This is a genomic window from Natranaerobius trueperi, assembly GCF_002216005.1.
In the GTDB taxonomy this organism is placed as follows: Bacteria; Bacillota; Natranaerobiia; order Natranaerobiales; family Natranaerobiaceae; genus Natranaerobius_A; species Natranaerobius_A trueperi.
In genome coordinates, this window is sequence record NZ_NIQC01000015.1 from 15,044 (window position 1) to 37,924 (window position 22,881).

Annotated in this window: 24 protein-coding genes, 1 pseudogene and 1 riboswitch; of the genes and pseudogenes, 21 read left to right on the top strand and 4 right to left on the bottom strand. The window is 31.6% G+C overall.

Annotation, left to right across the window (positions count from 1 at the left end):
* Nucleotides 1–517 precede the first annotated feature (517 nt).
* On the bottom strand, nt 518–2,161 hold the full coding sequence (locus CDO51_RS07635) for a putative manganese-dependent inorganic diphosphatase (RefSeq protein WP_089023698.1): 1,644 nt from the start codon (nt 2,159–2,161) through the stop codon (nt 518–520).
* 199 nt (nt 2,162–2,360) lie between these two features.
* Here CDO51_RS07635 and argS point away from each other — a divergent pair, with 199 nt between their 5' ends.
* The 3 genes from argS to CDO51_RS07650 all read left to right on the top strand — a co-directional run bounded on the left by argS (nt 2,361) and on the right by CDO51_RS07650 (nt 5,805).
* Nucleotides 2,361–4,064, top strand: coding sequence for an arginine--tRNA ligase (gene argS, locus CDO51_RS07640; RefSeq protein WP_089023699.1), 1,704 nt, complete (start codon nt 2,361–2,363; stop codon nt 4,062–4,064).
* Between the two features lie 31 nt (nt 4,065–4,095).
* Nucleotides 4,096–4,653 carry a pyruvate kinase alpha/beta domain-containing protein gene (locus tag CDO51_RS07645; RefSeq protein ID WP_089023700.1) on the top strand — a complete coding sequence of 186 codons (558 nt, stop codon included), beginning with the start codon at nt 4,096–4,098 and terminating at the stop codon, nt 4,651–4,653.
* 87 nt (nt 4,654–4,740) lie between these two features.
* A complete protein-coding gene (locus CDO51_RS07650; RefSeq protein ID WP_089023701.1) occupies nt 4,741–5,805 on the top strand; it encodes a tetraprenyl-beta-curcumene synthase family protein in 1,065 nt (354 codons plus the stop codon).
* Here CDO51_RS07650 and CDO51_RS07655 read toward each other — a convergent pair.
* Both CDO51_RS07655 and CDO51_RS07660 read right to left on the bottom strand, forming a co-directional pair.
* Complete coding sequence (locus tag CDO51_RS07655; protein ID WP_089023702.1) at nt 5,802–6,776, bottom strand: polyprenyl synthetase family protein; 975 nt, start codon at nt 6,774–6,776, stop codon at nt 5,802–5,804. The two genes, CDO51_RS07650 and CDO51_RS07655, sit on opposite strands and share 4 nt — an antisense overlap.
* A 97-nt stretch (nt 6,777–6,873) precedes the next feature.
* Entirely contained in the window at nt 6,874–7,323 is a 450-nt protein-coding gene (locus CDO51_RS07660; RefSeq protein WP_089023703.1) for a COG2426 family protein, read from the bottom strand.
* A 210-nt stretch (nt 7,324–7,533) separates the two neighbouring features.
* On the opposite strand from CDO51_RS07660, the gene CDO51_RS07665 reads away from it, so the two are divergent.
* The 12 genes from CDO51_RS07665 (at nt 7,534) to CDO51_RS07720 (ending at nt 16,345) form a co-directional block, all read left to right on the top strand.
* The gene (locus CDO51_RS07665) at nt 7,534–8,124 is read left to right on the top strand and encodes a dipicolinate synthase subunit B (RefSeq protein ID WP_158212380.1); all 591 of its coding nucleotides are present in this window, start codon (nt 7,534–7,536) and stop codon (nt 8,122–8,124) included.
* 11 nt (nt 8,125–8,135) lie between these two features.
* Nucleotides 8,136–8,882 (top strand): class I SAM-dependent methyltransferase, encoded by a 747-nt coding sequence (locus CDO51_RS07670; RefSeq protein WP_089023705.1) that lies wholly within the window; start codon nt 8,136–8,138, stop codon nt 8,880–8,882.
* A 77-nt stretch (nt 8,883–8,959) separates the two neighbouring features.
* On the top strand, nt 8,960–9,289 hold the full coding sequence (locus CDO51_RS07675) for a rubredoxin-like domain-containing protein (protein ID WP_089023706.1): 330 nt from the start codon (nt 8,960–8,962) through the stop codon (nt 9,287–9,289).
* A gap of 62 nt (nt 9,290–9,351) precedes the next feature.
* Nucleotides 9,352–9,633: a DUF503 domain-containing protein gene (locus CDO51_RS07680; RefSeq protein WP_089023707.1), complete on the top strand. Its 282-nt coding sequence runs from the start codon at nt 9,352–9,354 to the stop codon at nt 9,631–9,633.
* A gap of 73 nt (nt 9,634–9,706) precedes the next feature.
* The gene (locus CDO51_RS07685; RefSeq protein ID WP_089023708.1) at nt 9,707–9,898 is read left to right on the top strand and encodes an alpha/beta-type small acid-soluble spore protein; all 192 of its coding nucleotides are present in this window, start codon (nt 9,707–9,709) and stop codon (nt 9,896–9,898) included.
* Nucleotides 9,899–9,985: 87 nt separating this feature from the next.
* Nucleotides 9,986–10,585 carry a molybdenum cofactor guanylyltransferase gene (gene mobA / locus CDO51_RS07690; protein WP_089023709.1) on the top strand — a complete coding sequence of 200 codons (600 nt, stop codon included), beginning with the start codon at nt 9,986–9,988 and terminating at the stop codon, nt 10,583–10,585.
* A riboswitch (molybdenum cofactor riboswitch) is annotated at nt 10,583–10,704 on the top strand. (Overlaps the previous gene by 3 nt.)
* A 39-nt stretch (nt 10,705–10,743) precedes the next feature.
* The gene (moaA, locus tag CDO51_RS07695; RefSeq protein ID WP_089023710.1) at nt 10,744–11,733 is read left to right on the top strand and encodes a GTP 3',8-cyclase MoaA; all 990 of its coding nucleotides are present in this window, start codon (nt 10,744–10,746) and stop codon (nt 11,731–11,733) included.
* Nucleotides 11,734–11,760: 27 nt separating this feature from the next.
* Complete coding sequence (locus CDO51_RS07700) at nt 11,761–12,222, top strand: MOSC domain-containing protein (RefSeq protein WP_089023741.1); 462 nt, start codon at nt 11,761–11,763, stop codon at nt 12,220–12,222.
* A gap of 527 nt (nt 12,223–12,749) precedes the next feature.
* Nucleotides 12,750–13,406, top strand: coding sequence for a precorrin-2 dehydrogenase/sirohydrochlorin ferrochelatase family protein (locus CDO51_RS07705; protein WP_158212381.1), 657 nt, complete (start codon nt 12,750–12,752; stop codon nt 13,404–13,406).
* A gap of 26 nt (nt 13,407–13,432) precedes the next feature.
* Nucleotides 13,433–14,719, top strand: coding sequence for a glutamate-1-semialdehyde 2,1-aminomutase (gene hemL / locus CDO51_RS07710; protein WP_089023712.1), 1,287 nt, complete (start codon nt 13,433–13,435; stop codon nt 14,717–14,719).
* Between the two features lie 200 nt (nt 14,720–14,919).
* Nucleotides 14,920–15,852 (top strand): methylmalonyl Co-A mutase-associated GTPase MeaB, encoded by a 933-nt coding sequence (meaB, locus tag CDO51_RS07715; protein ID WP_089023713.1) that lies wholly within the window; start codon nt 14,920–14,922, stop codon nt 15,850–15,852.
* A gap of 13 nt (nt 15,853–15,865) precedes the next feature.
* Nucleotides 15,866–16,345, top strand: coding sequence for a SoxR reducing system RseC family protein (locus CDO51_RS07720; protein ID WP_089023714.1), 480 nt, complete (start codon nt 15,866–15,868; stop codon nt 16,343–16,345).
* On the opposite strand, the gene CDO51_RS07725 is transcribed toward CDO51_RS07720, so the two are convergent.
* The gene (locus tag CDO51_RS07725; RefSeq protein ID WP_205842153.1) at nt 16,299–16,718 is read right to left on the bottom strand and encodes a DMT family transporter; all 420 of its coding nucleotides are present in this window, start codon (nt 16,716–16,718) and stop codon (nt 16,299–16,301) included. The genes CDO51_RS07720 and CDO51_RS07725 overlap by 47 nt on opposite strands.
* A 47-nt stretch (nt 16,719–16,765) precedes the next feature.
* Between CDO51_RS07725 and CDO51_RS07730 the strand changes: the two are divergent.
* From CDO51_RS07730 to bshC, 6 genes and pseudogenes are all read left to right on the top strand, one after another.
* Nucleotides 16,766–17,582 (top strand): annotated as a pseudogene (locus CDO51_RS07730) (IS6 family transposase); the annotation flags it as partial.
* Nucleotides 17,583–17,738: 156 nt separating this feature from the next.
* Entirely contained in the window at nt 17,739–18,002 is a 264-nt protein-coding gene (locus CDO51_RS07735; RefSeq protein ID WP_089023716.1) for a metal-sensitive transcriptional regulator, read from the top strand.
* A gap of 124 nt (nt 18,003–18,126) precedes the next feature.
* The gene (gene dapF / locus CDO51_RS07740) at nt 18,127–18,912 is read left to right on the top strand and encodes a diaminopimelate epimerase (protein WP_089023717.1); all 786 of its coding nucleotides are present in this window, start codon (nt 18,127–18,129) and stop codon (nt 18,910–18,912) included.
* 14 nt (nt 18,913–18,926) lie between these two features.
* Complete coding sequence (locus CDO51_RS07745; protein ID WP_089023718.1) at nt 18,927–20,087, top strand: LL-diaminopimelate aminotransferase; 1,161 nt, start codon at nt 18,927–18,929, stop codon at nt 20,085–20,087.
* Between the two features lie 27 nt (nt 20,088–20,114).
* Entirely contained in the window at nt 20,115–21,125 is a 1,011-nt protein-coding gene (locus tag CDO51_RS07750; RefSeq protein ID WP_089023719.1) for an aspartate-semialdehyde dehydrogenase, read from the top strand.
* 118 nt (nt 21,126–21,243) lie between these two features.
* Nucleotides 21,244–22,875 carry a bacillithiol biosynthesis cysteine-adding enzyme BshC gene (bshC, locus tag CDO51_RS07755; protein ID WP_089023720.1) on the top strand — a complete coding sequence of 544 codons (1,632 nt, stop codon included), beginning with the start codon at nt 21,244–21,246 and terminating at the stop codon, nt 22,873–22,875.
* Nucleotides 22,876–22,881: the final 6 nt, after the last annotated feature.

The following is a 22,881-nucleotide window of genomic DNA, read 5'->3' on the forward strand; positions in this document are numbered from 1 at the left end:
CGGTTATTAAGAGCTAGGATAAATAAAGAGAGGGTTGCACAAGCAGCAATAGTTAACACGATAAAAATAGTGCTATAAAATTGAACATCAGCGAGAATAAATATTACAAGCATTATTTAGTGCTAGGATTATTAATGAACAAATTGGGAGTTTTACAAAGAGGAAACTCTACTTAAGCAAGGGTAATTATTACAATTAAGAAGAAGAAAGCAACAAATACCCCCTATAAGAAGATTCTATAACTATCAAAACTCACAATTAGTTGACTTGTTTTAGAGTAAAAAAGGCTTCAAGTTGATAAATAAGTTTAAAGCGGCTAAAGCTCGATAATCTTGCGAGTGAAGCCGCTTTATCTTTATTGTATTTATAACCATCTCATTTGAAACTCATTTATATAAAATATATTTGTTGTGCTAATCTTTTAGATATAAAATAATCCCCTTTGGTGACATTTTCTTGTTTAATACTAAGAGGAATATTTTAGAGATTTAACTATTTTTTTAAAGGACACTTTCGATTATTGGTTAGAAAAATATTCAGAAAGAGGTGGGACGACCTGTTTTTTTCTACTCACAACATTTTCTAGATATAGACTATCTAGATCTAGCGGTTTTTGAAAGACAGCTTCTAATGAAGCTTTCTCAGGTCCTTCTGCTAGAATTAAGGAATCTTGTTTTTGAATATCTGTGATCATAAATAGCAATAGATGGTAATCGTTTTCGTTTACTAAAGAAGTCATAGCCTTTCTTATATTCGTAATAAAGGCGAGAACGTCGTCCTTATCAACTGCATTCATTTGACCAATCGCTACTTTTTTTTCACCAAAAGAAAATTCTTTGAAGTCTTTAGTAATCATTGAATTCGGGTTTTCTTTGAGGATGCCTGCACCTTCTTGAAACATTCTCTTTCCAAATTCCTGGATATTTAATTCACTGATTTTTTCTAATTCATGTGCAAACTGCTTATCTAAATTAGTACATGTTGGTGATTTTAGCATCACTGTATCTGACAAAATTGCAGCTAGCATTAACCCTGCAATATGTTTAGGTGGACTTATACAATATTCTTTATATAGTTGATATACTATAGTTGCAGTTGAACCAACAGGCTCATTTCTAATTAATATTGGTTCATTAGAAGATAAATCTCCTAACCTATGGTGATCAATTATTTCTTTTATCTTTGCTTCATCGATTCCAGTTACTGCTTGACTTTTTTCATTATGATCAACAAGAATAACTTCTTTACCTTTTAAAGTTAATAGATCTTTACGTGATACCATCCCAATTAATTTATGGTCATGATCGATAACTGGGTAACTTCTAAATCTAGTTGATAGCATCTCTTTTTTTGCTTCTTCAATAAGATCATCGTCGTAAAAATGGATGATATCTTCACTTTTAAGAAAAGATTTAACTGGAGTAGCCATTATAAGAAAGCGAGCAGTTTTAAAACTATCAAAAGGTACTGTAATAATAGCACTATCATTTTGAGATGCTTTTGAAATAATTTCTTCATTAGGTTCTGTATTACAAGTTAAGATAAGACATTTAGCTCCAGCTTTTATACAATCTAATTGAGCCTTCGGTCTATCACCTAATATAACTATATCATTTTTGGAAATATATTTAGATAGAGTTTTTTGACTCATAGCACCTACCAAAACTTTTCCTGATAGATTAGTATCATGATTTTTTACTATGACCCTACCATTCAAAATTTTTGATAAACAGTCTAATTCTAGTTTTGTTGGACCAAGAAAATCTCTTTCTAAATCCGTCATTACTTTTGCTGCTAAGTCTCCCATGGTGACGAGACCTTGAAGTTTAAACTCATTATCAACTACTGGTAGAGATTTTATTTGTTTAGTCTTTCTAATATCGTTGATCTCTTTAATTGTGGTTTCTGGAGAGATTGTGATTGGTCGGTTTGTTAACATATCAATCACACGAGATTTTACATCTTCAACTAATTGAGGTTTCTCTACCTCTAAAAAGGATAATACGTATTCAGTTTCTTTATTAATGTTTCCAATTCTACCAGCCTGGTATTTATCAGTTCCTTCTACCTTATTTTTCAAATAAGTATAGGCAATAGCAGAACAGATTGAATCTGTATCGGGTTTTTTATGACCTAGTATATAAATTGGTTTATTATTCATTCAATTACCTCCTATATGTATTTTGAATTATAGGAACATATCTGTTTAATTTTAACATATAAGTAGCAGAATAAAAGAGTGAACTTTAAAAAATTATATACAGTGAACTAAAAATTTATAATTTCTTGTTGAAGAAGCCAAGATACGGTATAATGATTTTGACTGTATACGAAAAAATTAACGAAGTGGGTGATATATAATGGAAGAATTTCGACAAAAGATAGCAGATTTATTAATTGACAGATTACCAGAATTATCAAAAGGAGACATTCTTGATGATATTGAAATTCCTCCTGATAAGTCGCTAGGAGATTTTGCGTTTCCGTGTTTCAAACTTGCAAAGATTTATAAACAAAACCCAGCTCAAATAGCTACTAATGTAGTTGATGAGATTAATGAAAATGAATTTTTTGAGAAAATTGAAGCTACTGGCCCTTACATAAATTTTAAAAGTAATTTAACTTTATTAAGTTCAAAGACCCTTCAAAAGATACAGAAACAGAAAGAACAATATGGGTATGATGATGAAGGGAACGGTAAGACGGTAGTCATCGACTTCTCATCCCCAAATATTGCTAAACCATTTGGTTTTGGACATTTACGTTCAACAGTAATAGGTAATGCATTGTCAAATATATACGATAGGTTAGGGTATAATGTTGAAAGAATTAACCACTTAGGGGATTGGGGTACTCAATTTGGTAATTTAATTGCAGCGTACACTAAATGGGGAGAGAAAGAAAAACTACGAGAAGATCCCATTGATTATTTATATGAGCTCTATGTTAAGTTTCATGAAGAAACAGAGAATGATTTAGAACTAAAAGATGAAGGTCGCAAATGGTTTAGAAAACTAGAAGAAAGCGATGAGACCGCTGTAAAACTATGGAAGTGGTTTAAAGACTTAAGCTTACAGGAGTTTGAACGTATCTATAAGAAATTAGGAGTATCTTTTGATAGCTATAAAGGAGAAGCTTTTTATGATGACAAATTAGAGGATACAGTTGAAAGAATACAACAATCTGGTATTACATCGTATAGTGAAGGTGCTTTGATAGTTGATCTATCAGCTGAAAATTTACCACCTTGTTTAATTAAGAAAAAAGATGGTGCAACTTTGTATGTTACAAGAGATTTAAGTGCTGCTATGTATAGATTTGAAAAATACAAGTTCCATAAAGCACTTTATGTAGTTGGTGTTGATCAAGAGCTCCATTTTAAACAAATGTTTAAGGTTTTAGATAAGATGGGTTATGAATGGGCAAATAATTTAGAACATATACAATTTGGTTTAATTAAATTTCAAGATGGAAAAATGTCTACCCGTAGAGGAAACTTGGTATTTCTTGAAGATGTGTTGAAAAAAGCTCAATCGCTTGCACTAGATATTATAAAAGAAAAAAATCCTGATCTTGAAAATAAAGAAGAAGTAGCGGAGATGGTTGGTGTAGGTGCTATAATTTTTGGGGATTTAAGTAACGATAGAATTAAAGAGGTAACATTTGATTGGGAAAGAATTCTAGATTTTAATGGAGAAACTGCACCATATCTTCAATATACTCATGCTAGAATTTGTAGTATATTACAAAAAGCAGGAATTGCGCTAGAATACAATGAAAAGCACATAGAGCAAATCCAATCTGAATATGAAAAAAATGTTATCCAATTGTTAGCTTCTTATCCTGATGCATTAAAAAGAGCAAGAAATGTAAATAAGCCTCATATAGTGGCTAGATATTTACTAGAATTAGCTAGAGAGTTTAATAGGTTTTATAACAATTGTCCTATTTTAAATGAAAATGAAGAAGTGAAAAATGCTCGTTTAATTATAATTGATTCAGTTAGACAGGTAATAGTGAACGGCTTAGCTATTATGGGGATTAAAGCACCTAAGCAAATGTAATATATACAAATTTCATTTGGGAGGGCTTATTATGATAACCTTTGAGAACCCGGGGGAGGGTAATACAAAAGAAGCTGTAGAACTTGCAGTGAAACATAGTAAAGATTTAGGTATCACAGATTATGTTGTAGCTTCTAACACTGGGAAAACAATTTATGAGTTATTAGAGCTTGTCGACCCTCAGAAAATTAATATTGTATGTGTTAAACATCATGTAGGATATAAGGAACCTGGCCTAGATGAGATGTCAAAAGAAGTTTCTAGAGACTTAGAAGATCGAGGAGTAAAATTGTTAACCACAACTCATTTATTTGCAAATGTTGAACGCGCTATAACGAATAATTTCGGAGGTTTATACCCAGGTGGAATTGTTTCAGCAACCCTTAGATGTTTTGGCCAAGGAGTAAAAGTATGTTTTGAAATTAGTACAATGGCTCAAGATGCTGGTATGATTCCATATGGGAAAGATGTAATAGCTATTGGTGGAACAGCAAGAGGAGCTGACTCAGCAGTTGTAATTAACCCTGCTCATGCTAAAGATTTCTTTAAAACTAATCTTAAAGAAATTATTTGCAAACCACGTAATTAGAAAATGCATATTCAGTGCGGATTAAGTAAAACCTGCTATTTAGGATGTAATTCCTAAATAGCAGGTTTTTTTATTGGAGGGTTTATTATGAGAAAAGATATAGTAATGAACTTTATATTTAAAGCTATACCTTTAACTGACAAGGAATTAAAATATTGGTCTTTTAGAATTAATAATGCACCGTGTTCTTTTTTGAGCTCTCAAGGATTAGTAAGTATTAGAGCTAAAAAATTTCATTGTCAAGGTGGAAGTGTGTATTCATTACGCCAAAAGAAGTTTAATATAAAATTACTACGTTTTATAGTTGCTTTTCAGACAATAAGTGATTACTTAGATAATTTATGTGATAGATCTGGAGTTTTAGATGAAAAAAGTTTTAGGTGTCTACACCAATCAATGATGGATATATTTGATAACAGCAGAATAAATTCAATCTCAAAAAACTGTGAAAGCTACTATGAACTATACCCCTATAAAAAAGATGGTGGGTATTTAGAAGAGCTTGTAAATACAAGTAAAAAACAATTATCTTCTATATCAGGGGTTCGTTACTTAAATGAAGACCTAATTTTTTATACCAAATTGTACTGCGAACTACAAGTATATAAACATCTAAATATAGATATTAGAGTGAGTAAATTGAAAGAATGGTTTAAGGACTATGAAAAAAAGTACCCAAATCTCTATTGGTGGGAATTTTCTTGTGCATCAGGATCAACACTATTGATATTCTCTTTACTCTCATTAGCGTTTGAATATGAAAATCCACCCTTCAATTATCGTGATAAATTGATAAATAGTTACTTCCCATGGGTATGTGGTTTACATATTTTGTTGGATTATTTAATTGATCAAAAGGAAGATTTAGAAGAAAATGACTTGAATTTTGTTTCTTTTTACTCTAATTATAACCATTTGCGAGAAAGGTTAAAACTTTTCACACGCATGTCTTTGAATAAGGTTAAAGAATTACCTGATTGTGAATTTCACAAAACAATCGTAAAAGGTCTACTATGTTTATATCTATCAGATTCTAAAACTGATGAATTAAATCTGAATTCTTTAAGAAAAGAGTTGTTAGAATTAGCAGGAAAAGATACTATTTACTTATATTATGTTATTCGATCATTACGGAAAACGAAAATTATCTAATAACTGTATTTATTAACTTGCTTTAATATTTTGTTTGATATTTCGAATAAGGAGTCTTGATACTTGTTGTGCGGTAATTGTTTGATGGCTTGTTGGGCATACAAAACTTCATTTTTTGCAGTATTTAAAGTTTTTTTTATACTGTTAGAATAGGTTATTTGCTCAAGGATACTCATATAACATTCTTTGTCTCGGTTATTCCAATAATTTTTAAATTCATAACCTAAATCTTGTTTCTCTTGTAAAGTATAAATGGCAGGTAATGTGATATTACCTTCACTCAAATCTTTTCCTCGTGGTTTTTCATCTTTATCGTTTGCTAGATAATCTAGTAAATCGTCGATTATTTGGTACGCTCTACCTAAATGAATGCCAAATAGATATAATGAATTAATCTGATAGTCAGGAGCATTTGATATTAATCCACCTGATTTACAACAAGCTGCTAATAAACTGGCAGTTTTATATTCGATGATCTTAAAATAAGTATCTAACGATTTTTGAGGATTAAAAGCGTGCTTAAGTTGTATAATTTCACCCTGACACATCTTACTTATAGCTTGTGTGAAGGTGAACAGAATCTCTTTTTTTTCATATGGAGTTAATAATGTAAAAGCATCAGCAAATAAATTGTCTCCGATTAAGATACCAATTTTGTTTCCCCAGTTACTATTAATAGTTGGTAGTCCTCTTCTTATTTCAGAGTTATCTATAATATCGTCATGGACCAAAGAAGCTATATGAATCATTTCTGAAGCTGTTGCAACTTCTAATGCATCATCTATGTTCCCAGATGTGATTTTGGTAGATAGATATAAAAGTGAAGGTCTGAACATTTTACCCTTTCTTTTCAGTAAATGATCAAATATATTTTGTACTTCTGTGTGCTCACTTTTTAGATTTTTTATTAGATTTTGTGCTACTTGATTTACAAATCCATCCAAATCAATTTCTTGGTTGATTACTGTCATATACTCACCCCTTGTGAATTGAGTTCTTTTTTATAGTATTAACAGTAATTATATATTTTATCTTAAAAAAATAACCTTGGTTTGTAACCAAGGTTGGCTAAATAAATGATATTGTAGTAGTAGACAAAACAAGGACGATTAGACCTGAGGTGAAAACACCTGCACTTATTATCCAGAGAGAGTCTTTAATTGGTATTTGAAAGATATAAGAAGCTAATGAGGCAGTCCAAGCACCTGTTGTTGGAAAAGGTATTGCTACAAAGAAAAACAAAGCATATTTACCATATTTTAAGTATTTGTCTCTTTTTGATATAACACGATCAATAGCTTTATGGTAAATTAACTTAATACCAGGAATTTTCCTAAAATAAGGGTCAAGTAGATTAAGAGTAACAATTAATGGGAATATTACTGCTATATTTCCTATAGCGCTTATTACAAAAGCTTCAACTGGGGAAAAATTTAAAGATAATCCTAGTGGAATACCACCTCTAATTTCAACGATAGGTAGCATTGAAAAAATTAATACCTTTAATATGTCAATCATCGTATTCCTCCCGACTTTTTTATAATATCCTAATTTTGTTCACAATAAACTACAATTCGTTATAACATTGATTTTTCCTCTAAATTAAGCTGAAAATTATAGATTTTCTTTAGAAGGAAAATAGCTAAGAATAAAGAAATATAATATAATTGATTAATTTGGTTCTAAAGATAACTTAGTATGCTTATGGTAATATTAGGAGGTATAATCATGACAAGCAATAAACTTTCTATAGCGTTTGGTGTTACAGGTGCGTATCATCAGTTAGAAACTGCATTACAAAAATGTAGAGAGATTGAAAAACAAGGGCATGAGGTTACTCCTGTACTATCACCTTCTGTATCAAATATTTCAACTAAATTCGGATCCGGCAATTATTGGTACACAAATTTTCAAAAAGTTACTAAAAGGCCTCCAATAACGGATATCGTAGGTGCAGAACCTTTTGGTCCTCACGATTTGTCTGATTTAATGGTGATCTTACCATGTACAGGAGCTACACTGGCACGAATAGCTAATGGTTTAAATGAACATAGTGTTTCACTTGCAGCAAAAGCACATCTTAGAACACAAAAACCAATAATTATTGCTGTCTCAACTAATGATGGTCTGAGTTTAAATTCAACCAATATAGCAAAACTGTTAAATATGTCTAATGTATATTTTGTACCATTTGGACAAGATAATCCAGTTAATAAACCTGATTCTTTAATGTCTGATTTTCGGTTACTTTGGGACTCTGTAGAATGTGCTTTAAAAGGAGAACAGTTACAACCAGTGTTAAAAGAGTTTAGTAATTAGGAGGAAAATTGATGACTCTATATCAAAAATTGGCTCAACACTATGACAGTTTATTTCCTGTTTCAGATAAAAAGATATCATGGATACAAAAAGCTTTAGAATTAAGAAAGAGTGACAAAGTATTGGATCTTGGTTGTGGAACAGGAAGTTATGTAGTCTCTTTTGCTGAAAGAGGGCATGAGGCATATGGTATTGATAGTGACTATGGCATGATTGACAAGGCTATAAAAACTATTGAAAAAAGAAATCTAAACAAAGCTCATGTAGCAGTTGGAGACATTTTAGAGCAATATCCCTTTGAATCTACTTATAATGGGATTATGTGTATAGGAAATACCTTACCTCATTTACAAAGCGTTGATGAAGTCGCAAACAGTCTTGAGTTAGCCAAAAATCATCTATCAGATGATGGAGTATTAATAATTCAAACTGTCAATTATGATTTAAATGGAATAGAAAACAAAACATTCCCGACTCTTACAGCAAAGGAAGGGCGTGTAAGATTCAACAGGCACTACAGTCCTAAAAGTGAGATTAAAGTTAATTTTCATACTGAGTTAGAAATTGATCAAGCTAATTGTGACAATAATGATACTGAAGTTTATCATAGTACAATTGAATTATTATGTTTAAGAAAACATAATCTAGAAAAAATTCTATTAGATTTGGACTTTAGGAATATAGATTTTTATTGTGGTTTTACAGATAAACTTTGGGATTATGATGGTTCAGGTACAGTTGCAATAGCAAAAAAATGATCAGGAAAAGAAGGATTTTATAAAAATAGAACGAATATAAATAATAGTTACTAATTTAAATTAAGAGGTGAGCTAAAATGTGGAAATGTCAAGTTTGTAATTTTATTATTGAAGCTGAAGAAGCTCCTGAAAAATGTCCTAAATGTGGGGCACCAAAAGAAAAGTTCAGTGAATTAACTGGGGAAGCAAAAGAACTTGTCACAAAGTCAAGAGAAACAAATTCATTGTTAATGGAATTAGCAGATTTAATGGAAGAAATCGAACATATTTCTCAAGAAGGTATAGATATAAATTTAGATCCTGGTTGTCTATCTCTATTTGAAAAGGCTAAAGAGCAGTCAACATTAATAAAGCAATCAGCAAAAGCAGAAATAGAAACACATATTGAAAAAGGGAAATGGGGATAATCAAAAAAAGCGGCCTTTACGAAGGTCGCTTTTTAAATATAATTATAATGAGGTGATCACTCTTGGAAGTTGGTGTTGCCGAAGTTGATCTTAATATAGAAGGAGTAAGGTCTTTAAAGGAAAAAAGAAAAATTTTAAAAAGTATAATAACAAGAATACAAAACAAGTTCAATTTATCTATAGCTGAAATAGATTATCAAGATAAATGGCAAAGATCACTAATTGGTCTTGCAGGAATAAGTAATGATAAAAAGTATATTAATAAAGTTTTAGAAAAAGCTGTCACTCTAATCGAATCTGATGGAAATATGATCATAATTGATTATCACATTTATTTTTTATGAAAAGCTTGCATGTAAAATTAGAGTTTTAGAAAAACTAGGAATAGCAAAACTAATTCCTAGGGGGTAATTAAATATGAAGGATGAAAACAAAGAGAAATTAAAAGAATACTTAAAATGGAAAACTGCCATTAAAATGGGGCTTGGTGGGAAAGTACTAAAGTATGGGTGGTCAAATTTAACAGCTGAAGAATCTGGGAAAATTGGTGGGATAGTATCACGTAAATTGAGAGAAAGAGATTCGAAAAATAATGTAAAAAATAACTAATCATTTCATAGATTATTAGCTCTTATTCTTATTATCTGTTAAACTATAAGGAGACGATCTAGCTAGAATAAAGGAGGACTTTGGGGGATGAGATCTACAGCTATTGTTTTAGCTGGTGGTGAGAGTAAGAGAATGGGAACAGATAAAATTTTTTTAGAACTTAACAAAAAACGAATAATAGATTTTGTTTTAGAAATAACTACAAAAATCTTTAAAGAAACTATCATTGTGTCAAATAATTGTGAAAACTTCAATGGGTATTCAGTTAAAACTATTAAAGATAAAATGAATCATTTAAAAAAAAGTTCTTTAAGAGGAATTTATTCTGGGCTTAGCGAAATAGATAGTGAATACGGTTTTGTTATTGGCGGGGACATGCCTTTTATTAATTCAAACTTAATCGAAGCAATGGTTGGTCAGATTGAGGAAAATGCTTGGGATGTGGTAATCCCTAAGTTCGGTAAGTTTTATGAACCATTATTTGCAATTTACCATAAGAGTTGTCTTTCAAATATAAAACAACAATTACTGTCTGAAAACCATCGCATTGTTAGTTTTTTTTCAACAAAAAAGGTATTAACATTATCAAAAAATTATTGTAAACAATATGATCCAGATTTAATATCTTTTTTTAATGTTAACACACCTTCCCAACTTGAAATAGCTAGAAGATATTTAGACAATTAAATACTGATTCTCCGAGCTGAAGTACCTAAGGGATCTTAATCCTATGGTGTTCAGCCGGTAGGAATACGGGGAAACCCGTTTTCCTCCCGTGCTTGGAAAGGAGAATATAAACATCAACTGCTTTTCAAGTAGTTGATGTTTATTTTAGGAGGGAGTGTATGTATTTGGATAATCATGGTAGAAAAATTGATTACATGAGAATTTCTGTAACTGATCGCTGCAATTTAAGATGTTTTTATTGTATGCCACACCAAGGTATTTCAAAAGTGAGTTATACTAGCATTATGAAGTACGAAGATATTCGAAAAGTCATTGAAGCTGCAGTACAACTTGGCATAACAAAATTTAGATTCACAGGCGGAGAGCCTCTTGTTAGAAAAGATTTTCATAAGTTAATAGAATTAGTAAATCACTTTGATAATATTCAAGATATTTCTCTAACCACAAATGGAATATTATTAAAAAATCAAGCTGCTAAACTTAAGGAAGCTGGAGTGAATAGATTAAATGTCAGTCTTGATACTTTGAATGAAGAAAAATTTAATAACATCACAAGGGGTGGGAATTTAAGTGATGTCCTTTATGGGATTGAAGAAGCTACTAATCAAGGGTTAACCCCTATTAAAATAAATGTAGTTGTAATTAGAGGTACTAATGATGACGAGATTTTAGATTTTGCTCGTATGTCTATTAAACAAGATGTAGAGATACGTTTTATCGAATATATGCCCATAGGGAATAATGATAATTGGAAGAGTAGATTTATAGGTGTTGATAGTATCAAACAAATTTGTGAAAAGCTAGGGAAATTAATACCTGCTGAAACAGTAAAAGGGGAAGGTCCTGCTAGTTATTATAGATTTAAAAATTCAAATGGAAAGCTAGGTTTTATATCACCTGTAAGTGATCATTTTTGTAGTGATTGTAATCGAATTCGACTTACTTCTGATGGGAAGCTTAAAACGTGCTTGTTTTCTGATGAAGAATTGGATTTAAAACCTGCTTTAAAATCGCAAGAGGATCTCATGAAAGTACTTAACAAAGCAATAAAGATGAAACCAGAAAAACATAATATTTCGTCAGATAAGTCTTGGACTTTTGGGAATGAATATAGGTCTAAAAGAAATATGAGTCAAATAGGAGGATAACTAAAGGGGGAAATATAAATGGAATTTATAGGAGAACTAATGGCAGTTTGTGTAAGTGAAACAACTGGCCAAAAAAAACAAAATGTAGGGAAAGGTTTATTAATAGAAAACTATGGACTTAAAAATGATGCACACGCTGGGGGTTGGCACAGGCAAGTAAGTCTTCTATCAGAAGAGAGTATAGAAAAAATGCAAAATCAAGGTTTAGATGTTTCTGCAGGAGATTTTGCTGAAAACTTAACTACTAAAAATATTAAGTTGTACGAACTTCCGATAGGTACACGTATATATATTGGAGAAGATGTTAAATTAGAAGTAACACAAATTGGTAAGCAATGTCATGATAGATGTGCTATTTATCACCAAGCCGGAGACTGTGTTATGCCAAAAGAAGGAATTTTTGCCCGTGTATTAAAAGGAGGTAAAGTCAGCTTAGGAGATAAAATTCAGGTGATTATAGATGAAGATGGGTTCAATAGAAAAAGATAAAAACGAAAGATGCTGTCGGATTAGGATGTATCTGGAGAGTGATTAGCAAACCCACAAAGATACCTGATAAATTTGCCCTAGCTATAGAAGAAAAATTAAAGAATAAAACTTTGAAATAAACGATATTATTTACCAGAGGATAAAGATAAAATACAGCAAGAGATTATCAATTTAGATTAGACAGGACATTGATTTAGTGGTGGTTACTGGTGGAAGTAAGTTGATCCTGTGGCAATATTCTAGAAGCTATTAGAAGTACTAGAGCAAAAATTATCACCTATGGAAACCGACTCTACTTTGTGCTATGCTACTATTAGCTTATCTGAATGATAACCTGTTTTGGTTTGCCAGTATGTGTGTATACAAAGACTACAGCCTTTGACCTATTACTACCCTAGAGTTTTAGCGATAAAACGATCACTTAAGAAGATATAGCAAAACTAGGTCATGGAGGATTATATTATAAATGTGTATCCTGTAACTGTCCAAACTGTAGCTTTGAATAGGAAGTGGTAAGGAGGTTTTTTTTGAGTAAACTTTATCCTATCTTTTTAAATCTAAAGGCAAAAGCTTGTTTAATTGTTGGAGGGGGAAAAGTAGCTACTAGAAAAGTAAAATCACTTTTAGAAAGTGAGGCCAATATTACAGTTATTTCCCCTGAAGTAACGGATCAATTACTGAATTGGTATAATAAAAACTTAATTATTTGGAAATCTAAACAATTTGATCTAGATGATGTAAAGAAATATAATTTGATTTATGCTTGTACAAATGATGATGATTTAAATAAGGAAATTGCCAAGTTTGCAAAAAGGTATGATAAATTTGTGAATATAGCTACAAGTCTCGAAGATTCAAACTTTATAGTTCCTTCAAAACTAGAACGAGGTGACCTTTCCTTAGCTATTTCTACTCAAGGAAAGTGCCCTGTTTTAGCTAAAAAAGTTAGAAAAGATTTAGAGGCTCAATTTGATAACCAATGGGATAAATATCTATACTTTATCACTAATTTCAGGAGTAGACTTAAAAACCAAATAAGCTGTGTAAATAAAAGAAAACGAATATTAAATGAGGTAGTTAGAAAAGTATCTCCAGATGATATGATTGAAGATCTAGATAGGCATGATCTAGAAGTGTGGGTAGACGATATTATTAAAAAGTTAAGTGAAGGAAAGAAGTTATAGTTACTAATAGTTAGGAGGTATATTATATGGAATGGAGTACTTCTCAAAAAATGTATTCAAAAGCAAAAGAACTAATGCCAGGAGGAGTTAATAGCCCTGCTAGAGCTTTTAACTCTGTGAATGAGGACCCATTATTTATTAAAAAAGGTACAGGTAGTAAAGTGTATGACGAAGATGATAATGAGTATATAGATTATGTTGCATCTTATGGTCCATTAATATTAGGCCATAATCACCAAAGAGTAATAAATGCTATTAGAGATCAATTAGACTCAGGGACCGGTTATGGATCACCAACTGAAATAGAGAATCTAATGGCCAAACAAGTTATTGAAGCAGTACCATCAATTGAAAAGGTTAGAATGGTTAACTCAGGTACTGAAGCTACTATGAGTGCATTGAGACTTGCACGTGGGTATACTGGTAAAAATAAGATAATTAAACTTGCAGGTTGCTATCATGGACACTCAGATAGTTTGTTGATTAAAGCAGGTTCTGGAGTTACAACTTTGGGTTTACCTGATAGTCCAGGAATTCCTACAAGTATTGCTGAAAATACTATCATAGCTCCTTATAATGATTTGCAAACAATGGAAAATATATTTAAAGAATTTGGTGATGATATTGCTGGTATTATTCTAGAGCCAGTAGCAGGCAATATGGGGGTTGTGCCTCCCCTAGAAGGATACTTGGCAGGGCTTAAAGAGATAACTGAACAATATGGAGCATTACTAATTTTTGATGAGGTGATGACAGGTTTTCGGGTATCTTATGGTGGTGCCCAAGAATACTATGGTGTTACACCAGACCTAACTTGTTTAGGTAAGGTAATAGGTGGTGGAATGCCTGTGGGTGCATATGGTGGTAAAAAAGAAATTATGGAAAAAATAGCTCCAGATGGACCAATATATCAAGCTGGTACTCTTTCAGGAAATCCAATAGCGATGCGGGCAGGTTATGAAACTTTAAAAGTTCTAAAACAAGCTGAAACATACCAAAAAATAAGTAAACAAAGTGATAAACTTGCTAATGGTCTGAAGGATATAAAAGAAAAGACTAATGCTAGAGTTACAATTAATCAAGTAGAATCTATGGTTGGTCTATACTTTACAAACGAACAAGTTTATAATTTTGAAACTGCTGCAAACGCTGATAATGATATGTTTGCTAAATTCTTTAGAGAAATGTTAAAAGCAGGAATATATTTAGCTCCAAGTCAGTATGAAGCGATGTTTGTTTCTCTAGCTCATTCCGATGAAGATATGGAAAATACACTTGATGCTGTAGAAACTGCTTTTAAGAAGCTGTTTTAAACAGACTCTAGTCCTCATAACAATACTAATTTATTCAAACAGGAAAGTAGCTAAAAGCACTCGTTAGATGTTTAAGTTGTTTTATCATAACACTCAAATTAGAAGAAAACTCATAATCGTTAAAAACGTTGATCTACCGCATTTTGGGCGGAGAAGGATATTTTCAAGGCTTAATTGAGAACTAATTTGGGAGGTCTAGCATGAATTATAGTGATATTAGTTGGAAGAAGCCAAGAGTAATTGCTAAGGCTTTAAGTGAGGCTGAGAATGGTGGAAAAGAAATGACTTCCTTAATGGATCAAATTTTCCCTCATACGGGAGAGGCTCATGTTGTAGGAGTAACTGGTGCACCAGGAGCGGGAAAAAGTTCGCTGACTAATACTTTAATTAGAGAGTTACGTAAACAAGATTTAAAAGTTGGTATAATTGCTGTCGACCCTTCTAGCCCTTTCAGTGGGGGAGCTATATTGGGTGATCGTATAAGAATGCAGGATCATTCTTTAGATTCGGGTGTTTTTATTAGAAGTATGGCTAGTCGAGGTAGTTTAGGAGGGGTTAGTGTTTCAACCCGTGAGGCAATTTCTATACTAGATGCAGCTGGTTTTGATATAATAATATTAGAAACTGTTGGAGTAGGACAAAGCGAGATAGATGTGGTCAAAATAGCAGACTCTGTTCTTGTTGTGTTAACTCCTAATTCAGGTGATAGTATACAAACTATGAAAGCTGGTATAATGGAGATTGGGAATATTTTTGTTATCAACAAATCAGATCTTTCCGGGACAGAAAAATTACTTCGTGAAATTGAAGTTATGTTAGATTTTTATTATCATGAACAAGAAAATCGTCCTTCTGTTGTTTCAACCTCTGTTATGTCAGGTGCTGGCGTAGAAGAACTATCATCAAAAATTGATGATCACAAAAAACAGTTGAAAACCTCAGGTAAATGGGATGAATTAAGGGAACAACGAGCTAGAGAACAAGTGATGGATTTACTACGACATGAAATTGGAAAAAGAGTTGAAAAATTAATTTCACATGATAATAAGAACAATACTATTAATAGTGTTTTAGAGTATAAAATCAGTCCGCATAGAGCAGCTGAAAAACTTATAGATGAAATCATAATATAATAGGAGGATAAAAATGTCACAATCAGAAGGCCAAATAGGCGAAGTAATTCAAGAAAAAGATGGATATGTTACTGTTAAAGTTCAAAGACACTCTGCTTGTAAAAAATGTGGTGCGTGTGACTTTGGGTTAAGTAAAAATAAGGCTTCAACCTTTGAACTTAAGAATTCAATTAATGCTAAGATCGGTGATAAAGTTATGATTGATCTTGAAGGTAAAGATATCGTACAAGCTTCAATATTAATTTATATGGTTCCTTTACTTGCATTAGTTACAGGAATAATTTTTGGAAGTAACTTTTTTTCTGATCTAGATATAAATGAGGATATTTTAGGATTTATTTCAGGAATAATACTCATGTCATTTGCTTTTGTAGGTATTAGAATATATGATAAAAAATTACAAAACTACGATTCAACTAAGTTCACACCACAACTTAAGAAGATTATTACTGATGTTGTCTCTGATGATGAGAATGATAAACAATTATTATAATACCTATTAAGGATATCATTGCTCCAATAATAGTTTCACGAGTTGGAATTTCATTTAAAAATATTATGCCAAGTAAGATTCCACCTGTTACTTCTTGAGTAGATATAATACAGGGATAAAAACTTCGTACCTTTCTAAGGGCTGCATTGTATATGGTATGTCCTAAGGGAGTAGTAAATAATGTTAAACCGGTAATGGCTATGATTTCTTGAGACCCAAACTTTAATTGAAAATCATTTATTGCAATAGGCAACAAAAATAGAGCTGATAAAAAATATAGCCAAAAAGTATAAGTTAGTAATGAAACATTACTTCTTTCTTTACGGCCTATAATTGAATATATAGCAAGGCACATGGCGGAAATAAGTGCCAAAAACTGGTGCAGTATATACAATGACTAGAGTATGAGCAATAGTAGTGAATTTGAGGTGTTGTGATAAAACTTGTAATCATTCCTTCTATGTCCCAAAACCTCAAAGTATTCCTGACCCTTCGCAGCTTGATATTAACGGTAAAGTAGACTTCTCTAACATGAGACATTCTCTTCATACTATTATTCGAGCTCTTTACCTTTACTTTATCAACAATAGCTCTACTAGAAAGGTCTCTCAGTTCCTTCTTTGATATGAAGGATTAAAATGTCTCATGTTAATATTGCTAACTGACTAAAAAGTTTGCACCTCTTTTTCTTTACATCTCTAAATACCTTAAACCGGTTGATCTTGACTCTTCTGATGAGTGCATGTTGATGAAACTGTAATTAAAGTTAAAGGCAAATGATTCTATGCCTGGACTGTCATTGATGCTGAAACTAGATTTGTTCTTGCTTTCACTTATCGCCTTACAGAGATAGCCAAGCTGCTTTTAAAGTGTTGAACTATGCTAAGAAACAGTTTGGACAACCTCGTAGTATCGTTACAGATAGATATTGGGCGTACAATACTCCAATTAAAGTTTTGTTCCCACACTCCAATCACATCAGAGTCGAGTCTTTTCAAGATGATATCTCTAACAATTTGATTGAATCTTTTTTCAAATTCTTAAAAGTTGGGTTAAGCAACGCAGAGGTTTTGTTTCTTACCAGTCCGCTAACAAGCTTATCACTGTTTTTATTTTTGCTTTCAACTTTGTTAGGACAAGCAATGTTTTGAATCAGTCTACTCCTGCTCAAGTTGCGGGTATTAATTACTCTAATCGTACTAGGACTTTTTGGCTTTTACATAGTAATGCCGCATGACAGCCAATTCTTTTTAAATCTTGCGATTAAGTGAGCTTATTTTTCATAACAACTTAACAGACTCCTTTAAATATTTTATATAATAATATTCTACTAAAATTTAAGTCAAACCTTTATAAATAAACTTTTGATTAGATATTTGTGAGGAGGTGACTAATGTCAAATAAAAAAGATCTAAAATTGCGAGTGAAGACAGTTGTAGGACATATGAAGGGAATAGAAAAGATGATAGATGAAGATAAATACTGTATAGATATCATTAATCAGATCACTGCTATTCAATCTTCATTAAGAAAGATAAGTGATCAGTTATTAGAAGACCATTTACATTCATGTGTTAAAAGTGCTATAAAACGCGGTGATGATGAAGAAGTATTAGGAGAATTAATGGAAGTTTTAAAGCATCGTACTCAAAAATAATATATTTTTTTAATGGACTGCCTAAAAAAGGTAGTCCTTTTTTTATTTTCAGTGTTAAATAAGCACAAAAATTAATATAAATGCATAAAAAGTATTTGAGAACAAGATTGAGTGGTGATAAGATGTGAACTTTTCTAAAATGACTGGATTAGGAAATGATTTCATCATAATTGATGAAAAGGAAATCAGTAAGGAGGTAGATAGGAGTCATTTAGCTAAAAAGTTATGTGATAGAAGGTTTGGAATAGGTGCAGATGGACTTATGGTACTGTCTTATAAACAGTCACCGATATTTTTAGAAATGTATAACAGTGATGGGTCACAAGCGAGTACTTGTGGTAATGCTTTGAGATGTATCGGTAAATACTTGTATGAAACCAACTGGACTAGTACTGAAAATATTGAAATAGACACTACTTCAGGTATAAAAAATCTTCAATTAGAAACAAGAGATAATAAAGTGTATTCAGTTACAGTTAATATGGGTGTTCCTATTATACATTCGAGAAATCTAGAACTAGAAAACTTCAATTGTGTTGTTATTGATATAGGAAACCTTCACTCTGTTATTTTTACACCTTATTTAACTGATGAACTTGTATTGGAATGGGGTCCTGAGATTGAAAAGCATAGTTCCTTTGAAAATGGAGTAAATGTAAACTTTGTTCATATACAAACAAGAAAGTCAATCAGAGTAAAAACCTGGGAACGGGGAGCGGGTAAAACACTAGCATGTGGCTCAGGTGCATCAGCTAGTATGGTAGCAGCTTTTTTAAAAGGTGAAGTTGAAAATAAGGTGATGGTGAATTTAGATGGAGGTACGTTAGAGATAAACTTAGAAGAACAAGAAAAGGTTGTAAAGATGAAAGGTGGCTGTGATTGGGTTTTTCATGGTAAAGTTATTAATTGATAAAGGGGGATTTTATGAAATTGTCTAAGAGGTTACAAAGTTTACCACCTTATCTCTTTGCAGACCTTGATCAAATGGTTCAACAAGAGATTAAAAAAGGTAAAGAAATAATAAAGCTGGGTATAGGAGATCCTGATCTAGCCACACCTACAGGAATAATTGATAAGGCTAAAAAAGAAATGTATAGATCACAAAACCATGGTTATTCAATTTATGATGGAATTCACGATTTAAAAGAAGCAATTCAAGAGTACTATTATTATAGGTTTGGTGTTGAACTAGATAAAGATAAAGAAATCTTGGTTTTAATTGGTTCAAAAGAAGGGATTGCTAATTTATCTCAATCTATTATTAATCCTGGTGATGTGAATTTTGTTCCAGACCCAAGTTATCCCGTTTACCGAAACGGAACTATCTTAGCTGGTGGAAAGCCTTATGAGATGCCACTTCTTGAAGAGAATAACTTTTTACCAAAGCTTGAGGATTTACCGTTAAGAGAACTAGAGAAAGGCAAAATTATGTTTCTAAATTATCCAAATAATCCTACCGGTGCGACAGCCAACAAGGATTACTTTAGAAAAGCTATACATTTTTGTAAAAAACATGGTTTATTACTCTGTAATGATGCAGCGTATATAGATATTTCATTTGATGGTTATACACCTCCGAGTGTGTTAGAGGTACCAGGCTCAAAAGATGTTGCTTTAGAATTTAACTCTTTATCTAAGCCTTTTAATATGACCGGATGGCGTGTGGCATTTGCTGTTGGAAACCGTGATGCGATTTCAGCGCTAGCACGCTACAAAACTAACATTGATTCAGGGGTATTTACACCTATTCAATTAGCAGCTTGTGAAGCTCTATATAATAGAAAAAAATATCTCCAACCAACATTAGATGTATACAAATCAAGGAGGGACGTGGTTGTAAATTCTCTAAAAAATATGAACATTGAAGTGCTAGAGCCAAAGGCTACTTTCTATGTTTGGGCTAAAGTGCCGAATAATAAGAGTTCGTTAGAGTTTACTAAACACCTATTAACACAATCTGGTGTGGTGGTTACCCCTGGTGTAGGTTTTGGAGTAAACGGGGAAGGATATTTCCGCATTGCGTTAACGGTACCAGAAGAACGACTTAAAGTGGCTATGAGTAAGATTGAAGATTCTATGGAATAGAATAGTCTTTTGAAAGGGTGAAGTGGATTGTTAAACTATAAGCTTGGAATAGTAGGTGCTACTGGTTTAGTTGGAAATAAAATCTTAGAGATTTTAGAAGAAAAAGAAGTTAAGCCAAAAGAATTACGTTTATTTGCATCTAGTAGATCAGCTGGAAATTATGTAGATTTTATGGGTGATAAATTAAAAATAGAAGATATAAAAAAAGAACCGTTCGATAATTTAGATATTGTTATGTTTGCTACTTCTTCTGATATTAGTAGAGAATTAGTTCCTCAAGCAGTTAAAAAAGGTGCAATAGCAATAGATAATAGTTCATATTTTAGATTACATGAAGATGTACCTCTAGTTGTTCCAGAAGTTAATGTAAAAGAATTAGAGCACCATAATGGTATTGTAGCTAACCCTAACTGTTCTACTATTCAATTAGTTGTTCCTTTAAAGGTTATTGATGAATATTATTCAGTTAAAAGGGTGATTGTAAATACCTATCAAGCTGTTTCAGGTTCTGGAAAAAATGCAATAGATGAGCTTAAGAAAAACTCACTATTGGAATTATCTGGTTTGAGAGATAGTGTTAAGTGTGATGCATATCCTAAAAATATTGCTTTTAACTGTCTTCCCCATGTAGATGATTTTACCGAATCAAGATATACAAAAGAAGAATTGAAGATGATAAATGAAACTAAAAAGATAATTTCACCAAATATTGAAATTTCTCCTACTTGTATTAGAGTGGCTACTTTAAACGGACACGGTGAATCAGTAAATATAGAAACTAACAAAGGGTTTTCTAGGGATGAATTAACTGAACTATTGTCAAAGGCTAAGGGAATTACAGTTGTAGATGATCCTGAGTCTTTAAGTTATCCAACACCAATAGAAAATGATAATAGAGATGAGATTTTAGTAGGACGTATCAGAAAAGACTCAACTATAGAAAATGGTGTTAATCTGTGGATAACAGCTGATAACTTAAGAAAAGGAGCTGCTACAAATGCAGTTCAGATTTTGGAAAATCTATTAAAAAAGTGTTAAAATATTTATAGTTCTGTTTTAATATAGGGCTGTGTAACACAGCCCTTTTTCCTTACTAACCTTGATAAGTAGAATGATTTATTATTAAATAGAAGAAGAAAAGATTTGAGGTGATATTATGAATGAAAATATACCTTTTAATAAAGCTTTCAGCCAAAACCTTTTTTGGGATTACTTATATCATTTTGATAAATTAGACGACCTATTTGAGTACTCTCCATGGGAAAATGATTCATTTCAAAAAAAAGCAGCTGATGTTTGGGAGCGTGAACGAAAGAAAAAAACACATCGAGATAAACTTGTTATTTCTTTGAAAAATTATCATAGTACTTTAACTAAAAATTCACGTGTATTTAACTTCATTGATTTATTAAACAATTCAAAGACCTTAGTAGTTGTTACAGGTCAACAACCAGGTGTTTTAACAGGTCCTTTGTATTCTATCTACAAAGCTATAACTGCAATTAAGTTAGCTAAAAGTTTAAGCAAAAGTCTTGGAGTACATGTTCTTCCAGTATTTTGGATAGCTTCAGAGGATAATGATTTTGACGAAGTTAATAATTATAGTACTTTAGATAAAAAAGGTAATTTAGTAAATTGTAAAATTGAAAATGATCAATATGGATATTCAATTGGAAATAGAAAAATTAAAGAAGAAGCTTTTAATTTGATGAATCAGTTAACACAATTATTTCAAGATAGCCCATATTACGAAAAATGGAAAAGAGTAATCATAAAATCACTAGATAAATCAGAAACTTTAGTTGATTGGACAGCTAATCTTTTATTAGAATTGTTTGCTGATGAAGGTCTGATAATTTTAGATCCTATGGATCCTAAAATAAGAGAACTAAGTAAACCTATTTATAAAAAAGCAATTAATTATGGTAAAGAATATTCTAGGTTTGTAGAGCATCAATCTAAACAGGTAAAAGAAATGGGTTATGATAGGCAAGTTGATTTAAGAAAAAATCATGCAGGATTATTTTATTATCAAAATAATGTCCGTTTACCGTTAATAAATGAAAATCAAATTTTTAAGTTAGTAAATCACGATAAAACGTTTGAGAAAGAGGAATTAATAGATACAATTGAAAATAGTCCATGGAAATTTAGTCCTAATGTTACACTTCGTCCATTGGTTCAAGACTATCTACTTCCTAGTGTTTCATATGTTGCTGGACCTGGTGAAATAGGGTACTTTTCACAACTAAAAGAGCTATATAGAGCCTTTGAGATCAAAATGCCAGTTATTTATCCTAGAGAAAGTTTTCTTTTAATAGATGACCAAACCAGAAGTATACTAGAGAAATATGAAATTAGACTAGATAACCTTTTATATGATTGGTCGTCTACTAGAAAAGAAGTTTTTAAAACTGTAGCACCAATTAATACTTCAGAAAAGTTAGTAGAGTTTGCTGAAAGGTTTAAAAAAGAACATGAAGAATTTATAAAAGAACTTAGTCAGATTGACGAAGATATTGAAAAACTTAAGACTAAAAATTTTCAACTTATCTATCAACAACTAAACTACTTAAAACAAAAAGCTGAACAATATAATAGAAAAAATCATAACAAAATAGATGAAGAGTTATCTTTACTGAAAAATAGTATTTACCCTAAAAATAATTTACAAGAGAGGCAGTTTAATATAGGTGAATTTTTATTCACATATGATTGGAATGTACTTGAATTATTAAAACAGTGTAAACTTAATCCGAAAAAAATTAAAGTGATTAACTTAGAATAGTAGGAG